This window comes from Halopenitus salinus (genome assembly GCF_055397165.1).
This window is the reverse complement of sequence record NZ_AP043853.1, coordinates 166548-183441: the sequence shown is the minus strand read 5'-3', so window position 1 is coordinate 183441 and position 16894 is coordinate 166548. Positions and strand designations below refer to the sequence as shown.

The 16894-nt window shown below is 67.5% G+C and carries 15 protein-coding genes; 9 read left to right on the top strand and 6 right to left on the bottom strand.

Annotated features, from left to right (window positions below; all coding sequences use genetic code 11):
• Positions 1 to 26 precede the first annotated feature (26 nt).
• Positions 27 to 182, bottom strand: coding sequence for a DUF7563 family protein (locus tag ACZ5YD_RS02620; protein ID WP_379746395.1), 156 nt, complete (start codon positions 180 to 182; stop codon positions 27 to 29).
• Positions 183 to 308: 126 nt separating this feature from the next.
• Here ACZ5YD_RS02620 and msrA point away from each other — a divergent pair, with 126 nt between their 5' ends.
• From msrA to ACZ5YD_RS02590, 6 genes are all read left to right on the top strand, one after another.
• The gene (gene msrA, locus ACZ5YD_RS02615; RefSeq protein ID WP_379746398.1) at positions 309 to 893 is read left to right on the top strand and encodes a peptide-methionine (S)-S-oxide reductase MsrA; all 585 of its coding nucleotides are present in this window, start codon (positions 309 to 311) and stop codon (positions 891 to 893) included.
• Positions 894 to 989: 96 nt separating this feature from the next.
• Entirely contained in the window at positions 990 to 1409 is a 420-nt protein-coding gene (gene ribH / locus ACZ5YD_RS02610; RefSeq protein ID WP_379746401.1) for a 6,7-dimethyl-8-ribityllumazine synthase, read from the top strand.
• Positions 1410 to 1531: 122 nt separating this feature from the next.
• Entirely contained in the window at positions 1532 to 2680 is a 1149-nt protein-coding gene (locus ACZ5YD_RS02605) for a pyridoxal phosphate-dependent aminotransferase (protein WP_379746404.1), read from the top strand.
• A gap of 148 nt (positions 2681 to 2828) precedes the next feature.
• Positions 2829 to 3317, top strand: a complete 489-nt coding sequence (locus ACZ5YD_RS02600) for an Lrp/AsnC family transcriptional regulator (RefSeq protein WP_379746407.1) — start codon at positions 2829 to 2831, stop codon at positions 3315 to 3317.
• Positions 3314 to 4471, top strand: coding sequence for a pyridoxal phosphate-dependent aminotransferase (locus ACZ5YD_RS02595; RefSeq protein WP_379746410.1), 1158 nt, complete (start codon positions 3314 to 3316; stop codon positions 4469 to 4471). Before ACZ5YD_RS02600 ends, ACZ5YD_RS02595 begins: the two co-directional genes overlap by 4 nt.
• A 111-nt stretch (positions 4472 to 4582) precedes the next feature.
• Positions 4583 to 4813, top strand: coding sequence for a CDGSH iron-sulfur domain-containing protein (locus tag ACZ5YD_RS02590; protein WP_379746413.1), 231 nt, complete (start codon positions 4583 to 4585; stop codon positions 4811 to 4813).
• A 14-nt stretch (positions 4814 to 4827) separates the two neighbouring features.
• Here ACZ5YD_RS02590 and ACZ5YD_RS02585 read toward each other — a convergent pair whose 3' ends face one another.
• The 3 genes from ACZ5YD_RS02585 to ACZ5YD_RS02575 form a co-directional block, all read right to left on the bottom strand.
• Complete coding sequence (locus ACZ5YD_RS02585; RefSeq protein WP_379746415.1) at positions 4828 to 5916, bottom strand: DNA topoisomerase IV subunit A; 1089 nt, start codon at positions 5914 to 5916, stop codon at positions 4828 to 4830.
• The gene (locus ACZ5YD_RS02580; RefSeq protein ID WP_379746418.1) at positions 5916 to 8360 is read right to left on the bottom strand and encodes a DNA topoisomerase VI subunit B; all 2445 of its coding nucleotides are present in this window, start codon (positions 8358 to 8360) and stop codon (positions 5916 to 5918) included. The genes ACZ5YD_RS02585 and ACZ5YD_RS02580 overlap by 1 nt, the downstream gene beginning before the upstream one ends.
• 119 nt (positions 8361 to 8479) lie before the next feature.
• Positions 8480 to 9271 carry a ZIP family metal transporter gene (locus ACZ5YD_RS02575; protein WP_379746421.1) on the bottom strand — a complete coding sequence of 264 codons (792 nt, stop codon included), beginning with the start codon at positions 9269 to 9271 and terminating at the stop codon, positions 8480 to 8482.
• 158 nt (positions 9272 to 9429) lie between these two features.
• Here ACZ5YD_RS02575 and gyrB point away from each other — a divergent pair, with 158 nt between their 5' ends.
• The gene (gene gyrB, locus ACZ5YD_RS02570) at positions 9430 to 11352 is read left to right on the top strand and encodes a DNA topoisomerase (ATP-hydrolyzing) subunit B (RefSeq protein WP_379746424.1); all 1923 of its coding nucleotides are present in this window, start codon (positions 9430 to 9432) and stop codon (positions 11350 to 11352) included.
• 10 nt (positions 11353 to 11362) lie between these two features.
• The gene (gyrA, locus tag ACZ5YD_RS02565) at positions 11363 to 13870 is read left to right on the top strand and encodes a DNA gyrase subunit A (protein ID WP_379746427.1); all 2508 of its coding nucleotides are present in this window, start codon (positions 11363 to 11365) and stop codon (positions 13868 to 13870) included.
• 32 nt (positions 13871 to 13902) lie between these two features.
• On the opposite strand, the gene rocF is transcribed toward gyrA, so the two are convergent.
• Entirely contained in the window at positions 13903 to 14805 is a 903-nt protein-coding gene (rocF, locus tag ACZ5YD_RS02560) for an arginase (protein WP_379746430.1), read from the bottom strand.
• Between the two features lie 139 nt (positions 14806 to 14944).
• Between rocF and ACZ5YD_RS02555 the strand changes: the two genes are divergently transcribed.
• On the top strand, positions 14945 to 15478 hold the full coding sequence (locus ACZ5YD_RS02555; protein ID WP_379746433.1) for an Rrf2 family transcriptional regulator: 534 nt from the start codon (positions 14945 to 14947) through the stop codon (positions 15476 to 15478).
• 172 nt (positions 15479 to 15650) lie between these two features.
• On the opposite strand, the gene ACZ5YD_RS02550 is transcribed toward ACZ5YD_RS02555, so the two are convergent.
• The gene (locus ACZ5YD_RS02550) at positions 15651 to 16829 is read right to left on the bottom strand and encodes an NAD(P)/FAD-dependent oxidoreductase (protein ID WP_379746436.1); all 1179 of its coding nucleotides are present in this window, start codon (positions 16827 to 16829) and stop codon (positions 15651 to 15653) included.
• Between the last annotated feature and the right edge of the window lie 65 nt (positions 16830 to 16894).

Here is a 16894-nt window from a genome sequence, read left to right as displayed (position 1 = left end):
TCTCCGAGACGGGACTCCGGCGGCGATCAAACCCGTTTGGAACGCGCCTCCCGGACTCCCGCTCCGTCGCGGACCTTGTCCTCACAGTCGGGACAGACGCGGACGTTCTCGAGCCCGGGCGGGGCGAACACTCTCACGTACCGCTCGGTGACGAACGAGCCGCAGTTCCTACAGTTCGGCATACGTTGACACGTTGGGAATCGTCAACCGTAGTGCTTTGGGCCGAGGCGGATGTGACCGATGCACATTCAACCAGGGAGTCGTTCAACCACCGCGGATTCATACGTTCGGGCACCCTACCGTCCACCATGAGCGAGGAACGCGACTCGAAGCTGGGGCGGACGGACGACGGGGACGAACCGGGTGCGCTCGCCACCTTCGGCGGCGGATGCTTCTGGTGTGTCGAGGCGGCCTTCGAGGAGCTTTCGGGCGTCGAGTCCGTCACCTCCGGGTACGCCGGCGGCGAGGCCGAGGACCCGAGCTACAGGGAGGTCTGTACGGGAACGACCGGTCACGCGGAGGTCGTCCAGATCGAGTACGATCCGGAGGCCATCGGATACGGGGACCTGCTCGAGGTGTTCTTCACCGTCCACGACCCGACCCAGCTGAACCGACAGGGGCCGGACGTGGGCACGCAGTATCGGTCGATAATCCTCACCCACGACGACGAACAGCGGCGACTGGCCGAGGAGTACGTCGAGGCGCTGGAGGCGGAGGGAGGCTACGACGATCCCGTCGTCACCGAGATCGAGCCGCTCGAGACCTTCTGGCGCGCCGAGGAGAAACACCAGAACTACTTCGAGAAGAACCCACAGGACGCCTACTGCCGGATGCACGCGCAGCCGAAGGTCGAGAAGGTGCGCGAGCGGTTCCGTGAAGCCGTCGCGAAGTGATCTGGCCGCCGTCGCGAACTGATCGGACGGGGGCAAAACGGCCGGGGACCTCCGACAGAACGGTACATCTTTGAGCCGTGCCACGAACCGTCGGACATGGTTACGCTGGGACTGGTCGTCGCGCGGTTCAACGACTCGGTGACCGAGCCGATGGCGGCCGCGGCTCGCGAGGCGGCGGGGGAGCGGGACGCGGAGATCGCCAGGGAGGTCGCCGTCCCGGGAGCCTACGACGCCCCCCTCGCGGCCGACCGGCTCGCGCGGCGCGAGGACGTCGACGCCGTCGTCGTCGTCGGCGCGATCGTCACCGGCGACACGGACCACGACCGCGTAATCGGCGCCGCGGCGGCCGAGAAGCTGACCGAGGTGAGCCTCGAGCGGGACACCCCGGTGACCTTCGGGGTCAGCGGCCCCGGCATGTCCGGCGCGGAGGCCCGCGAGCGGATCGAGAAGGGCGCCGAGGCGACACACGCCGCGATCGACCTCCTCGCGGAACTCCCGCGGCCCCACGAACGGTAGGCCCCACACGACATCGACAACCGATCGTCCACATCGACTGGCCGAGACGACGACACCGACCGACCGAAACGACGACAGCGACCGAGACCACCACACCGCGTCACATCACCGACACGACAACGATGACCTACGACTTCACGGACCGAATCCAGCGCGTAGAGCCGAGCGCGACGCTCGCGATCTCAAACCTCGCGGCCGAAAAGGAGGCCGAGGGGGCCGACATCGTCGACCTCTCGGTCGGCGAGCCCGACTTCGACACCCCCGAACCCATCGTCGAGGCGGGAAAGGCGGCCCTCGACGCCGGCCACACGGGCTATACGTCCTCGAACGGGATCCCCGACCTGCGGGACGCGATCGCAAAGCGGCTCCGGTCGAACGGGATCGACGCGGAGTCCGACGAGGTGATCGTCACGCCCGGAGCCAAGCAGGCGCTCTACGAGACCGTCCAGACGCTCGTCGACGACGGCGACGAGGTCGTGCTTCTCGATCCCGCCTGGGTCTCCTACGAGGCGATGGTCAAGCTCGCCGGCGGCGAGTTGACCCGCATCGATCTCGCCCCGCACGACTTCCAGCTCGAGCCCGCGCTCGACGAGCTCGAGGCGGCCGTCTCGGCGGACACGGAGCTGCTCGTCGTGAACTCGCCGTCGAACCCGACCGGCGCCGTCTTCTCGGAGGCGGCCCTGGAGGGCGTCCGCGATCTGGCCGTCGAGAACGACGTGAGCGTGATCGCAGACGAGATCTACGAGCGGATCACCTACGGCGTCGAGCCGACCTCGCTTGCCTCCCTCGATGGGATGGCCGACCGAACGGTCACGATTAACGGTTTCTCGAAGGCCTACTCGATGACCGGCTGGCGGCTCGGCTACCTGCACGCGACCGAGGAGCTCGTCTCGCAGGCCGGCAAGCTTCACTCCCACTCCGTCTCGTGTGCGACGAACTTCGTCCAGCACGCCGGCGTCGAGGCGCTCGAAAGCGTGGAGACGGAGGTGACGGAGATGCGCGACGCCTTCGAGTCGCGACGCGACCTGCTCGTCGATCTGCTCGAGGAGCACGGCGTCGACGTCGCCGTCCCCGACGGCGCCTTCTACATGATGATCCCGGTCGACGCGGACGACCAGGCGTGGTGTGAGGCCGCGATCGAGCAGGCTCACGTCGCCTGCGTGCCGGGATCGGCGTTCAACGCGGCGGGCTACGCGCGCATCTCCTACGCCGCAAGCGAGTCCCGGCTCCGCGAGGCCGTCGAGCGGCTCGCCGAGAACGACCTGCTGTAGGCGTCGAGCCGCCGGCGGAAGACGGGATGGGACCCGGAAAGCGTGACGAACGAAATCGGGTTCGGAATCGACCTCGTCGGAGACCCGAAATCGGCGATCGCCGCCGCCCACCGCTATCCCTTTTAGTGCGGGGTCACATTCCCCGCGTATGAGCGACGAGCGGGCGGTACTCGACGTACTGACGACGAACGCTCGAGAGGACGTCTCCGACATCGCCGCACAGACGGGCCTCGAGGAGGGGGCCGTCGAGGAGGCGATCGCGGACCTCGAGCGGCGCGGGGTCGTCCACGGCTACCAGGCGGTCGTCGACTGGGACCGGATCGACGACGGCGGCGTTCGCGCGATCGTCGAGCTCAACGTCGCGCTCGACCGGGAGACGGGCTACGAGGAGATCGCGGATCGGATAGCGAAGTTCCCGGCGGTCCACGCGCTCCATCTCGTCTCCGGGAACTACGACTTCGCCGTCGAGGTGACCGGCGACTCGATGCAGGACGTCTCCGGATTCGTCTCCGAGCAGGTCGCGCCGATCCCGGAGGTCACCCAGACGGTGACCCACTACATCATGGAGACCTACAAGGACGGCGGGATCCGCTTCGGCGACCGCGACGACGACGACCGGCTCTCGGTGTCCCCATGAGGCTCGCCGACCGCGTGATCGACCTCCCGGAGTCCGGAATTCGGGAGTTCTTCGAGCTGGCGGAGGCTCGCGACGACGTCATCTCGCTCGGGGTCGGCGAGCCGGACTTCTCCGCGCCGTGGGCGGCCCGCATGGCCGCGATCGACTCCCTCGAGCGCGGGCGGACCTCCTACACCTCGAACCGGGGACTCCGGGAGCTTCGCGAACGGATCGCAGAGCACCACCGCCACCAGTACGACCAGGTCTACGACCCCGACGAGGCGGTCCTCGTCACGACCGGCGCGAGCGAGGCGGTCGATCTGGCCTTCCGCGCGCTCGTCGATCCGGGCGACGTCGTCGCGGTCCACGATCCGACCTACATCTCCTACGGGCCGGGCATCGAGCTGGCCGGCGGCGAGCCGCTTTCGGTCCCGACGCGGGCGGCCGACGACTTCGCGCTCACCCGTGAGCGCCTGGAGGCGGCCGGCGCCGAGCGGGCCGACGCGCTCGTGTTGTGTTACCCGAACAACCCGACCGGGGCGGTCATGACCGAGTCCCAGCTCGCCGAGGTCGCCGGGTTCTGTCGCGAACACGACGTCCGGGTGATCGCCGACGAGATCTACTCTGCCCTCACCTACGAGGGCGAGCACGCCTCGATCGCGACGCAGCCGGGAATGCGCGAGCGCACGATCGTGATAAACGGCTTCTCGAAGGCCTACGCGATGACGGGGCTCCGTCTCGGATACGCGATGGGGCCCGCCGAGACGATCGACGCGATGAACCGGATCCACCAGTACACGATGCTTTCGGCCCCGACGACCGCCCAGTACGCCGCGATCGAGGCGCTTCGGTCGTGTGCGGACGACGTCGAGGAGATGGTCGAGGAGTACGACCGACGCCGCCGGTTCGTCCACTCGCGGTTCCGCGAGATGGGCCTGGACTGCTTCGAGCCGCGGGGTGCCTTCTACGCGTTCCCCGACTGCGGCGGGGACGATGAGGCGTTCGCCGCGGAGCTGCTGGAGGCCGAAGGTGTCGCCGTCGTTCCCGGCTCGGTCTTCGGCGAGGGCGGCAGGGGACACCTCCGCGTGTCGTATGCGACGAGCATGCGCGAACTCAAGCGGGCGACGGAGCGGATAGAGTCGTTCCTCGCGACCGAGTGGTCGGTGACGGCGTGACCGAGCGATCCGTGACGGCGTGACCGACGCCCGACCACTTCACGGCTCGCCGGCGGTCGAGGTCGTTCGAGCGAAACCGTTAGACGCGCTCGATGCGTGAACTACTGACACATGACACGGGAAGTGACCCACGTCTCGGACGGTCCGGCGAAGCTGGACGCCGACGACATGGGCGAGGACGGACTGATATTCGTCTGTGAGTGCGGCCTCTCGGACGAGCGGCCGCTTTGTGACGGGTCCCACAGGGCGACGAGCGACGAGGAGGAGGGGACCCGCTACAAGTACGACGGGGACGATCGACGCGTCGTCGAGGAGATCGTCTACGCGGACGACACGGAGTGACCGCCGGAAACCGTCTACAGGACGTCCATCTCCCCGAGCCGCTCGGGGAGGTAGGTGTCGGTGACGAAGTCGAGGCCCCGGCTGGCGAGCGCCTGCTGTTCGGACTTCTTGCCGATGTCGAGTTGCAGTTCGATCTGCTCCTCCCAGTAGTCGGTCTGGAAGCGCGGGTCCTCGAGTTCGGACTCGAGGGCGCTGACGTCGGAGTCGGAGAGCGGATCGCTGGGCAGGTCGTACTCCACGATGTCCTCCGGGCGAATGCCGATGAACCGCGCCGCCGGCGTCGCGAGGTACTCCGAGAGATGGGCGGACTTGATCGAGCCGTACGCCACCGAACCGAAGATGCGGTAGGACCACGGGTCGCCGTCCGTGAAGACGACCACCGGGAGGCCGAGTTCGTCGTTGAGTCGTCTGGTGATCCGACGGGTCGCGCGTGCCGGTTGGCCCTTGAGGTGGACCACGAGGCAGTTGTACTCCTCGTCGAAGCCGTTCTCGACGAGCCGGTCGCGCATGCCGCCGGTCTCGACACAGAGGACGAAGTCGATGTCGTGCTCGAGGAACTCGATCATGTCCGGGTTGTTGGGGATCTGATAGCCGCCCTCCCCGACGTCCTCCTGACAGTGGATCTCGCGTTCGCCGCGGCGGGTCTGCTCGCGGAGCTCCAGCGGGCCCATCAGGGTCGCACCCGACTCCTCGGGACGCATGTGGAAGTCCTCGCGGGTGACTCCGGAGACGATCTCCAGGTCCTCGACGAGGTCGTTCGATTCGTCCTGGCTCGTGAACTGCGCCTCGTCGTTGTCCCACGACTCGGAGAGGTAGTACAGCTCACGCAGCGTGGACGAGCGCCCCTCCTCGAGCTGGTCGGCCAGGAACTCGATCGTGTAGACCGCCTTCAACAGCTTTCGTGCCCCGCGGACGGAGTTGGCCGTCCGCGTCGAGGTGCGGTCGCCGTAGGTCCAGACGCCGCTTTCGGGGTCGTACTCGATGTTGCTCTTGGTCCGCGTGGGCAGGGTCATCTCCGGGATCCGCCCGCCCGCGAACTGGTCGTAGAACTCCGCCGCCAGGTCGATCAGCTGCTCTCGCGCTTGTTTTTCGTCGGTTGCCATCAGGCGTTCACCGTGAGTTTCTCGGTCTCGACGCCGTCGACGCTCACGTCGAAGTCGGCGTCGTCCGATACCGTGTAGGTCACCGTCTCCTCGTCGCCGGCCGCGACGGTCGGCGTCCACTGGAGGAACCACTCGCCGTCCATGTCGACGACGGTCCCGGCGGAGGGGTCGATCGGCTCACCGGAGACGATGTCCGTGATCTCGAGGTCCTCGTTCGTGTCCGAGTGGTTCTCGACGCGGAGCGTGACGGTTATCTCGTCGTTCTCGGCGTCGAGCTCGCGCTCCACGCTCACGTTGTTCATGATGCGCGCGAGCGCGCCGTCGATGTCGGGACGCTCACGGCCCGTGACCTCCGCGACCTTGTCGGCCATCTCCGGGAGGATCCGGCCGAGGACGTCCTGTTTCTCGCGGCGCTTCTGCATCGAGCGTCGCTTGTTGAGGAACGACTTCAGCTCGCGGGCCGCCTCGCGGATGGCGAGTTCGATCTCGTCTTCGATCTCCGGGACGTTCGCGATCGCGTCCTTCGACTCGCTCGTGAACGGAACGTTCGTCGAGGCGACGTGGATCATGATCACCGCGGGTCCGTTCGGGACCCCGCTGCCGCCGGGCTGGTCGAGCCCGTAGTTGCGCCAGCCGATGGACTTCACCACGTCCGTGGTCGCGCAGGCGCCGCGCTGGTAGACGAGCGGGACCCGGTTCGCGAACCGGAGGATCGAGGCGCTTCCGTCCTGGATCTCGCCGCCGTAGGCGATCCCCGCCTCGACGATGAAGGGGTCGCCGCCGTGGACCTCGGCGTCGCGCGTGGCGGCGGCGTAGAAGTCGGCGTCGTACTCCTTGCGGAGTCCCGCCTCGACGAGTTCGGCCGTGATCGGGGCCAGACAGTCGGTCGGCGGGGCCAGGATGTCGGTCTCGCGCATCGCCTCCAGCAGGTCGGCCGCGGCGTCGCGGTCCGCGGCCACCGCGGTCACGTTCGGGACCTCGTCGGGCACGGTCCGCATGAGCGACCAGAGCGCGTCGACGACGTTCTCGCGGGCCGTCCCGCCGAAGCTCACCTCGCGTTGATCGACGACGAACGACGCGGCGTCGGCGATCTCCCGCACCAGTTCGTCACGGGTGAGCCGGAACCGCTCGTCGCCGTGGTTGGCGAGCCGACGCGCGAGCGCCTCGGCGACCGCCCGAACCGTCTCGTCGTCCTTCCGGGTGCTCGTGGCGTCCTCGATGATGGCGTGGAGGTCGTCGGTGAGGAGGTCCCGCGTCTCCTCCTCGGGAGCGTCCTCGGCATCGCCGTAGGCCGTGATCTCCCGCCAGGCGGCGGCGGTCGCGTTCTCGCGAACGGTCGACCCGAAGGTCTTGCCCGTCTCCGACTCGACGTCGTCCGCGATCGTCTCGACGATCCGGGTCAGCTCCGCGTGCGAGACCCGCTCGTGGTTCCCGACCGTCTCCGCGATCCGGGTCGCGAAGGACTCGGTCGCCGCCGCGCCCTTGTTCGAGACCGCTCCCTCGACGGCGGCGGCCAGCGCTGCGTCCTCGTGGGCGGCCGGGGGGCGCCAGGCGAGCTCCCGACCGAAGTACCGGTCGCGGAAGTTCGAGAGGAGGGAGTCCGCCGTCTTCTTGCCGACCCGGGTGAACTCCTCCTGGAGGAATCCGGAGATCGAGTAGGAGTCGGTCGCCTCCAGCATCTTGATGAGCGCGCCGAGCTCGACGCCGTGGGGGTGCGGCCGGATCTCGGAGGTCTCGGCGGGAAGCTGGTCGGTAGCGCGCTCGAACTTGAGCGGCTCCTCGAGGCCGGGCTCGCGAAGCTCGATCCGGGCGTGGGGGTTGACGACCGCCGTGTGCTTGATGTAGTCGTGCAGCTGCGAGCGGGCGCGCATGTTCGCCTCCATCTCGAGTTCGATGCGCGTCCCGTGGGGGCGGTCCCAGCTCGTCTCCTCGTCGGCTTTGATCTCCGGCTCGTTCGCGTCGGTGTCGATGATCAACTCGAAGTACTGCGCCTGGGACTGCCCCTTCGGTCGGGAGGTGATCTTCGCCGGCTGGCCGGAGGTGAGCTGGGAGTACAGTACGGCCGCGGAGATCCCGATCCCCTGTTGGCCGCGGTTCTGCTCGCGGACGTGGAACCGACTCCCGTACAGCAGTTTCCCGAAGACCTTCGGGAGCTGTTCTTTCGTGATGCCCGGGCCGTTGTCCTCGATCACGAGCCGGTAGTAGTCGCCGACCTCCGTGATCTCGACGTAGATGTCGGGGAGCACCCCGGCCTCCTCGGTCGCGTCGAGGGCGTTGTCGACGGCCTCCTTTACCGCCGTGACCAGCCCGCGGGCGCCCGAGTCGAACCCGAGCATGTGTTTGTTCTTCTCGAAGAACTCGGCGATGGAGATCTCGCGTTGGCCCTCGGCCAACTCCTCCGCGATCCCCTCCTCGTCGCCGAGCGTCGACTGGAAGGACGTCATTCGGTGAGAGGCTCTTACCCAGTCGGGGTTAAAACCCCTCCGGCAGCGGGGTGGAAGTGAAATCGGGCGATCGAGACGCGGACGGGGTGAGACGTGACCGTCCTTCGCTTGGAACGCCGTCAGATCACGAGCAGTTCGTCGACGATCACGAGGAGGACGAACCCGACGAGGAAGGCGGCCGTCGACGCGTCCGCGTAGCCGTGACCGTGCGAGGAGGGGATCATCTCGCGGAAGACGACCGCCATCATCGCGCCGGCGGCGAAGCCGGCGGCCAGGGGAAAGATCCCGGTGGCCACGGAGACGAGCGCGAAGCCGAAGACGGCGGCTGCGACCTGCGGGACGAGCCCCGAAAGCGTCGTGTAGACGAGCACGCGAACGTTCGAGATCCCGGTCTCGCCGACCGGGACCGCGAAGGCGAACCCGTCGGGGACGTTCTGCAGCCCGATGACCACCGCGAGCAGCATCGCGACGTCCTCCAATCCCGAGGCGAACGCGACGCCCATGGCGAGGCCCTCCGGCGCGTTGTGGAGGACGATCGCGGCGCCGATGAGCAACGCACGCCGGGCACGCGAGGCGATCGCGGGATCGTCATCGGTGGCCGCGAGCGAGCCCCCCTCGCGACGCCACCCGACGTACCGGGCGTGCAGGTGCGGGATCGCCCGGTTGCCGCCGAGGAGGACGAACCCGCCGAGGAAGACGCCGGTCATCACCCCCGCGAGCGTTCCCTGCTCCATCCCCGGCAGGATGAGCCCGAAGACGCTGGCGGCGATCATGATCCCCGCCGCGAGCCCGAGCGCGGCGTCGTAGCTCCGGTGGGAGACACGGGCACGAAGGAAGACCGGAACGGCTCCGACGCCGGTGAGCGCGCCCGCGATCGTCGTCACCGCCAGCATCGTCGCGAACTCGGTCATGGGTTCCGATTTAGCAAGGAGCGACAAATAGCTATCCGAGTGGCGACCGACGGTCCGAACGACGCACGACGACCTGAATGACCGTCGGCTCGCGATCACGCGCCCGCGCGTGTACGGGAGGCTTTATCAGTGGGGCTGTACTACCCTCTCCAAGTTCAATGTCAGAGGAAACAGAGTACGGCGCGGGCCAGATCCAGGTCCTCGAAGGCCTCCAGGCCGTACGCAAACGCCCCGCGATGTACATCGGGTCCACCGACGATCGAGGGCTCCATCACCTCGTCTACGAGGTGGTCGACAACTCGATCGACGAGTCCCTCGCCGGATACTGCGAGGACATCGACGTGGCGATTCACGAGGACGGGTCGGTGAGCGTGAGCGACGACGGGCGTGGGATCCCCGTCGACACCCACGAGCAGTACGACCGTCCGGCGCTCGAGGTCATCATGACGGTCCTCCACGCCGGCGGGAAGTTCGACTCGAAGTCCTACCAGGTCTCCGGCGGGCTCCACGGCGTCGGCGTCAGCGTGGTCAACGCCCTCTCGAGCCGCCTCGAGGTCGAGGTCAAACGCGACGGCGGCGTCTACCGACACCGCTTCGAGGGCGGCCAGCCCGTCGAGGGCGCATTCGAGCGGGTTCGTGACATGGACCCCGAAGAGGAGACCGGCACGACGATCCGGTTTTGGCCCGACGAGGACATCTTCGAGACGACCGACTTCTCCCGCGGGACGCTCGCGAACCGCCTTCGCGAGCTCGCCTTTCTCAACTCCGGGGTGGCGATCACGCTCGCGGACGAACGGCCCGAGGAACCGGAGCGGGAGACGTTCCTCTACGACGGCGGGATCCGCGAGTTCGTCGAGTACCTCAACGAGACGCGATCGCCGATCCACCCCGACGTCATCTACTTCGCCGACGAGGACGAGGACGTCCACGTCGAGATCGCGATGCAGGCGACCGAGGAGCTGCAGGGCTCCGTCCACGCGTTCGCGAACAACATCAACACCCGCGAGGGCGGCACCCATCTCACCGGGTTCAAGACGGCGCTCACGCGCGTCGTCAACGACTACGCCAACGAGCACGGACTGATCGACGACCTCGAGGGGAACCTCAAGGGCGAGGACGTCCGCGAGGGGCTCACCGCGGTCATCTCGGTGAAACACCCCGACCCGCAGTTCGAGGGACAGACGAAGACGAAGCTCGGCAACTCCGAGGTTCGAGGCATCGTCGAGTCGGCGGTTCACGACGGACTCTCCACGTTCTTCGAGGAGAACCCCGACACCGCACGGGCCGTCGTCTCGAAGGCCGCCGAGGCCGCTCGCGCGCGCAAGGCCGCCAAGAAGGCCGAGGAGCTCACCCGCCGCAAGTCGGCGCTGGAGTCGACCGCGCTGCCGGGGAAGCTCGCCGACTGCCAGACGCGCGATCCCGAGGAGGCCGAGCTGTTCGTGGTGGAGGGCGACAGCGCCGGCGGGAGCGCCAAACAGGGCCGGGACCGGGCCAACCAGGCGATCCTCCCGATCAAGGGGAAGATCCTGAACGTCGAGAAACACCGCCTCGATCGCGTCCTCGAGAACGACGAGATCCGGGCGCTGATCACGGCGATCGGCACCGGGATCGGCGAGGAGTTCGACATCGACGACGCGAGGTACCAGAAGATCATCATCATGACGGACGCCGACGTCGACGGCGCCCACATCAGGACCCTGCTTTTGACGCTGCTCTACCGGCACATGAAGCCGCTCATCGAGTCGGGCTACGTCTACGCGGCCCAGCCGCCGCTCTACCGCGTTCGCTACAAGGGCGAGACGTACGACGCGATGACCGAGGAGGAACGCGATCGGATCGTCGCCGAGGAGTGCGACGGGAATCCGGCTCAGGTCCAGCGGTTCAAGGGGCTCGGCGAGATGAACCCCGACCAGCTGTGGGAGACGACCATGAACCCGGAAAACCGCATCCTCAAGCGGATCACGATCGAGGACGCGGCGGCCGCAGACCGGATGTTCAACGTCCTCATGGGCGACGCCGTCGAGCCGCGAAAGCAGTTCATCAAGGAACACGCCACTGACGCCGAGTGGGTGGACATCTAGGGAGAACGCGATGAGTTCCGAGACACCGACCCCAGACGACGTTCGAGCCGCACAGATCGAGACCGCCCGGATCGAAGACGAGATGGAGCAGTCGTACATCGACTACGCGATGTCGGTCATCGCGGGTCGGGCGCTGCCCGACGTCCGGGACGGCCTCAAGCCCGTCCACCGCCGCATCCTCTATGCGATGTCCGAGGCCGGCGTCACGAGCAACTCCTCACACCGCAAGTCCTCCTCCATCGTGGGCGACACGATGGGCGATTACCACCCACACGGGGACTCGGCGATCTACGACACCCTCGCGCGGATGGCCCAGGACTTCTCGATGCGCTACCCGCTCGTCGACGGCCAGGGGAACTTCGGCTCCGTCGACGGCGATCCGCCGGCCGCGATGCGGTATACGGAGGCGCGGATGTCGCCCATCGCGGAGGAGCTGCTCGCCGACATCGAGCGCGACACCGTCGACTTCCAGAGCAACTACGACGACCGCCTCGAGGAGCCGGAGGTCCTGCCGGCCGCGTTCCCGAACCTGCTCGTCAACGGGTCGTCGGGGATCGCCGTCGGGATGTCGACGAACGTCCCGCCGCACAACCTCGGCGAGGTGATCGACGCGACGATCGAGCTGATCGAAAACCCGGAGGCGACCGTCGAGGACCTGATGGAACACGTCGAGGGGCCCGACTTCCCGACCGGCGCGAACATCGTCGGCCGGAACGCGGTCCACGAGGCCTACAAGACCGGCCGTGGCCGTATTCGGGTCCGAGCGGAGTTCGAGGTCGACGAGGAGGACGGCCGGATCGTCATCACGGAACTCCCGTTCCAACAGAACAAGGCGCGGATGGTCGAGCGGATCGCCGAGGACGTCAACGAGGGAGCGATCGAGGGGATCCGCGACCTCCGCGACGAGTCGGACCGCGACGGCATCCGCGTCGTCGTCGAGTTGAAACGCGACGCGATGGCCGAGGTCGTCAAGAACCAGCTGCTCGAGTCCCACCTCGAGCGGACCTTCGGCGTGATCAACCTGGCGCTCGTCGACGGGCAGCCGCAGGTGCTCTCCTTGAAGGAGACGCTCGAACACTACATCGAACACCGGCGCGAGGTCGTGCGGCGACGCTCGGAGCACGAACTCGCGGAACGGAAGGACCGCGCCCACATCCTCGAGGGGCGGCTTCGCGCGCTCGAACACGTCGACGACGTCGTCGAGACGATCCGCGAGTCCGAGGATCGGGACGCCGCGAGGGCGCAACTGGAGTCGGTCTTCGACTTCTCCGAGGAGCAGGCCGCCCACATCGTCCGGATGCAGCTCGGGTCGCTCACCTCGATGGAGACCGAGGAGATAGAGACCGAATACGAGGACGTGAAGGCACGCATCGAGCGGCTCGAGGAGATCCTCGCCTCGCAGTCGGAGCTCGATTCGGTGATCGAATCGGAGCTGTCGGCGATCAAAGACGAGTACGACGACGAACGCCGGACCTCGTTCATCGAGGACTCCGGGACGGTCACCCACGAGGACCTCATCCCCGAGGAGGAGTGTGTCGTCGTGATGTCCGAGGACGACTACATCAAGCGAATGCCGCTTTCGACCTTCCGCGCGCAAAACCGCGGCGGGAAGGGGATCATCGGAACGGACCTCAAGGAGGACGACCGCGTGGCCTCGGTCTTCCTCGCCAACTCACACGACTACCTGCTCGCGATCACGAACCGGGGGCAGATCTACCAGCTGAAGACCTACGAGATCCCCGAGATGTCCCGGACGGCCCGCGGCAAATCGGCGATCAACCTCCTCAATCTCGACGACGGCGAGGAGATCCAGGCGGTCGTCGACTGCGACCGCGTGGGCGAGGACGTCGACGAGGAGCGGTACCTGACGATGGTCACCCGCGAGGGATACATCAAGCGGACCGCCGTCGAGGCCTTCGAGAACATCCGCTCGACGGGCATCCGCGCGCTGCGTCTCGAGGACGGCGACGAGCTGGTCGACGTCGAGGAGACGAACGGCGAGACGGACCTCGTCATCGGGACCGCGGACGGGATGGCGATCCGGTTCGACGAGGACGAGGTCCGTCCCATGGGCCGAAGCGCCCGGGGCGTTCGAGGCATCGACCTCCGGTCCGGCGATCGGGTCGCAGGGCTGGCCGCGGTCGACCCGGACCGTCACAACTGGGTGCTCACGGTGACCGAAAACGGGTACGGAAAACGGTCGGACGTCGGTGACTACCGCGTCCAGTCGCGAAACGGGAAGGGCCTCATCGACATCAAGACGGGCACCCGAAACGGATCCGTCGTTGCGATCGAGGCGGTCACCCACGGCGACCACCTGATCGCGATGAGCGGCGAGGGACAGATCGTCCGGACGCGCGTCGAGGACGTCTCGACGGTCGGCCGGAACACGATGGGCGTGATCGTGATGGATCTCGACCCGGACGACGAGGTCGCCTGTCTCGACATCGTGCCGGCGGCGATCGCGGAGAGCGAGGATGCGCCCGAATCGGAGGCTGTCGACGTCGACGCGGAGTAGTCGTTCGGCCCTTCGATACGGCGAGCAACCGGCTACAGCACCGTCTTTCCGAACGCGCTCGCCGCCAGCTCGGTGGCGAGTTCCGCCGTTCCGTTGTGTTGATCGAGGGTGGGGTTGATCTCCACCATCTCCATCGATCGAAGGGCGCCGGAGGCGGCGACGTGCTCCATCGCGGCGTGTGCCTCGCGGTAGGTCGCGCCGCCGCGGACGGGCGTGCCGACCCCGGGGGCCTCCGTCGGGTCGAGCCAGTCGAGATCGAGGCTCACGTGGATCCCGTCGACGCCCGCGCTCGCCGTCGCGATCGCCTCCTCGACGACGGCGGAGATCCCGCGGTCGTCGATCTCGGACATGGTGTAGGCGGCGATGTCGCGCTCCTCGATCAGTTCACGTTCGGCCGGATCGACGCTGCGAAGGCCGACGAGGACGAGGTTCTCAGCGCGAAACCGGGGCGCCGTCGCCCAGGGCATGTCCGCGAACGCGCCGTATCCGAGCGCCGCCGAAAGCGGCATGCCGTGGACGTTCCCGGAGAGGGTCGTCTCCGGCGTGTTCAGATCTGCGTGAGCGTCGAACCAGATCGCGCCGATGTCCGCGTTGCGGGCGGATCCGCCGAGGGATCCGATGCCGATCGAGTGATCGCCGCCGAGGACGAGCGGGACGTCGCCGACCGCGAGCGCCTCCGAGACCTCGTCGGCGAGTCGCGAGCAGACGTCGGCGGTCTCACGGAGGAACTTCGCCGAGCCGGTCTCCGGCGCGTCGCGGTCCGAGTCGAGTTCCTCCGCGCGCGGGACGGCGAGGTCCCCGTGGTCGCGGGAGTCGATCCCCGCGTCGGCGAGTTCCTCGGCGAGTCCGGCGTACCGGATCGCCGATGGTCCCATGTCGACGCCGCGTCGGTTGGCGCCGTAGTCGGTCGGCGCGCCGATGATCCGAACGGTCATGGGGTGACCGTGGGCGGGGGCCGGCTTGAACCCCGGGGTCGAGAGTTGGATCACCATCCATCGGAGGTCGGATCACCATCCATCGGAGGTCGGATCACCATCCATCGAGTTTAAACCGGAGCCGCGAGTAGTGGTCCGTATGTCATCGATCGAGCTGACGTCGAGTCAGAAAACCATTCTCACCGCCCTCATCAACCTCTACCGCGAGGAGGACGGAGCGGTCAAAGGCGAGGAGATCGCATCGGAGGTCGACAGAAATCCGGGAACCATCCGCAACCAGATGCAGAGCCTGAAGGCCCTCCAGCTCGTCGAGGGCGTCCCCGGCCCGAAGGGCGGGTACAAGCCGACCGCGAACGCCTACGAGGCGCTCGACGTCCAGCAGATGGACGAGCCGGCGAACGTCGACATCCGACACAACGGCGAGTTCGTCGAGGACGCGAACGTCGACGACATCGACCTCTCGAGCGTCCACCACCCGGAGCTCTGTCGCGCGGAGATCCACCTCCAGGGCTCGGTACGGGACTTCAACGAGGGCGACTCCGTGACGGTCGGTCCGACGCCGCTGTCGAAGCTGCTCATCGAGGGAACCATCGACGGCAAGGACGACACCTCGAACGTCCTCATCCTTCGGATCGACGACATGCGTGCCCCGGTCGAGGAACCCTCCCACTGATCGCGTTCGGTACTATCGCTCCGGCGCTGATCGCTTTCTGTATTGATCGATTTCGGTATTGATCCTTTCGACGCCGAGCACGCCGGACCCAAAGAGCGACCGAGAACGTTCGACGATCCGGGCCCCGTTCGAAGCTGAACGGTTTGCCGTTACCCGCGGTCGTTCCGCCTTTTCACATGTCGCCGAAGGCGCTCACGCCTCGTCCGGCGGAGGAGACCTTCGCGATCCATCGGCTCGCGATGCCCTTTTTCAGGAGCTTCGCGCCGGGACCGCCGAAGGTCGAGATCGGGACGCCGGAGACGTCGTGGGCGACCGCGCGGTCGCCGACCGAGATGACGGTTCCCTTGTCCTCGTGTCGCCAGGTCTTGAGCGGGGCGCCGCGGGCCGCACGCGCGAGGTTCTCGCCGGCGACCTCGGCGGCCTGCCAGGCGGCCTGGGCGGTCGGGGGCGCGACCTCGTCGTCACCTTGGTCGACGAGCGCGGTGTCGCCGATCGCGAAGACGCGGTCGTCGCTCGTGGTGAAATCGGACTGCGCGACGACGCGGTTCGAGCGGTCGTCCTTCTCGACGTCGACGGCCTCGAGCTCCTCGTGGCCGGTGATGCCGCCGGTCCAGACGAGCACGTCGTAGGGGAGTTCCTCGGGCTCCTCGTCCTCGCCGCCGCCGAGGTAGACGGACTCCTCGTCGGCCCGCGAGATGAAGTCGCCGGTGAGGATCTCGATGTCGGCGTCCTGGAGACGCTTGCGGAGCGCGCCCTGGATCTCCGGGTCGTTGCCCGGGAAGACCTCGTCGAGCCCCTCGATGAGTTTGATCTCGATCGGGGCGCGGTGTTTGTCGCGGTACTCCGCGATCTCGCCGGCCGTCTGGATCCCCGAGAGCCCGGCGCCGCCGACGAGCACCTGTGCGGGGTCCGACTGGGTCGCCTCGGAGGCCGCCGCGCGAACGTCGTCGTGGATCGCGTGGGCGTCCTCGAGCCCCTTCAGCTGGTGGGCGTTCTCCCGGAGCCCCTCGATCCCGAAGAAGGCGGTCGTCGAGCCGATCGCCAAGAGGAGGTAGTCGTACTCGACGCTCGTGCCGTCGTCGGTCTCGACCACGCGCTCGTCGACGTCGACGTCGGTCACCCGCCCCTGCACGAAGCGGGTCGAACGGGACTTGATCTCCTCGACCGGGATCGTGATCTTCGATTCGGTCGAGGGATCGCGGATCACCCGATGGACCTCGTGGAGGACCAGGTGGTAGTCGTGTTCGGATATCCACGTGACGTCGATCTCGTCTTCGGCCTCAGCCTCGAGCGACTTGATGGCGCCCGAACCGGCGTATCCGGAGCCGACGACGACAACTTGCGTACTCATACCACAGGGTGGACGGCCATCGGATAAAGTCGCTTTGGAACCGTTCCACGCCGGGATCCGTACCC